Origin of the sequence: Stutzerimonas stutzeri (genome assembly GCF_024448715.1) — a bacterium.
Classification (GTDB): Bacteria; Pseudomonadota; Gammaproteobacteria; order Pseudomonadales; family Pseudomonadaceae; genus Stutzerimonas; species Stutzerimonas stutzeri_AR.
Window position 1 is genome coordinate 1 of sequence record NZ_JAMOHZ010000026.1, and the last position, 1,004, is coordinate 1,004.

The window sequence follows — 1,004 nt, forward strand, 5'->3', positions numbered from 1 at the left end:
AGGTTACATCCGCTCATGGAAGAACTGCTTAAATATTTCACAACAAATGTCACCGGTGACAAAATCTGGATTGCATTTTTATTTTTAGCTGTTTATTACACGCTCAAAAAAGAGCCGTTCAAAATATTTGCTCATTTTTCCGAGAAAAAAGAAAAAGAGCACGACCTCGCAAAAACATTACTCGAATCCCAAAAACTTGGGAAAGAGGCTAATGAATTCCTACGAGAGCACCTAGAAAGGCATGCATTTCGGAAGTACTACGAAATAAATGCTGATGCAGAAATGAGAGAAGCGCTTATAAAGTTTCATCGAAAGCATCAACGAAAAATCGGCTGGCACGATATAAGAAGAGCGTACCCAGACATTACTCTTTCTGGCTCTAAAATTTCCGCGAAATTAAAGTGGCACGATCACCTAATGCGTTGGCTGGTAACATCTCTTTGCTACTTAGTCGGTGCTTATTCGTTATTCGTGATCATTTACGCAATACTTACTAGAAGCGCAGGTGACACCTTAAGCTTTCTCGGTCTAACCCTTGCGGCGCTATTGCTTCTACTTACTGCCGTAATTTTTTCCAGTCTAAATTGGCCCTATCATAGTGCGCGCAAAATCATTGAAGTATCTACCGAGTGAGCAACCTCTAACAAATGGTTCAAATCGTTCGCTTCGCTCACTGGGACTGGCTAAAGCCAGCCCCTTAACCAAACGTTAGGCCTCACATGAAAAATCCTGACTGGACCTCTAAAGGCAAGACAGTAGCCGACTTGATTAAGGAACTACTCTCGTTTGACGATCAAGAAATGGAGGTAAGGATATCGTTAGATGGCGGCGACACTTCATTGCCCATTTCCTTAGTGGGTAAGTCCAGCGGCAAGTATGCCGTGCTCCAGAACTGTCAAGATATTCCAACCCCAATCAGGCATCGTGATGAAACCTAACAAGTCGCTGAAATCGCTCACTTCGTTCGCTGGGACGGCGTGCCGCCGCCCCTTAGCTTAATCGTT

At 43.8% G+C, this 1,004-nt stretch carries 2 protein-coding genes; both read left to right on the top strand.

From position 1 onward, the window contains the following. On the top strand, positions 1-633 hold a 633-nt coding region (locus NAV33_RS21390; protein WP_255983767.1), incomplete at its 5' end, for a hypothetical protein. 86 nt (positions 634-719) lie between these two features. Next, positions 720-938, top strand: a complete 219-nt coding sequence (locus NAV33_RS21395; protein ID WP_255983768.1) for a hypothetical protein — start codon at positions 720-722, stop codon at positions 936-938. Positions 939-1,004: the final 66 nt, after the last annotated feature.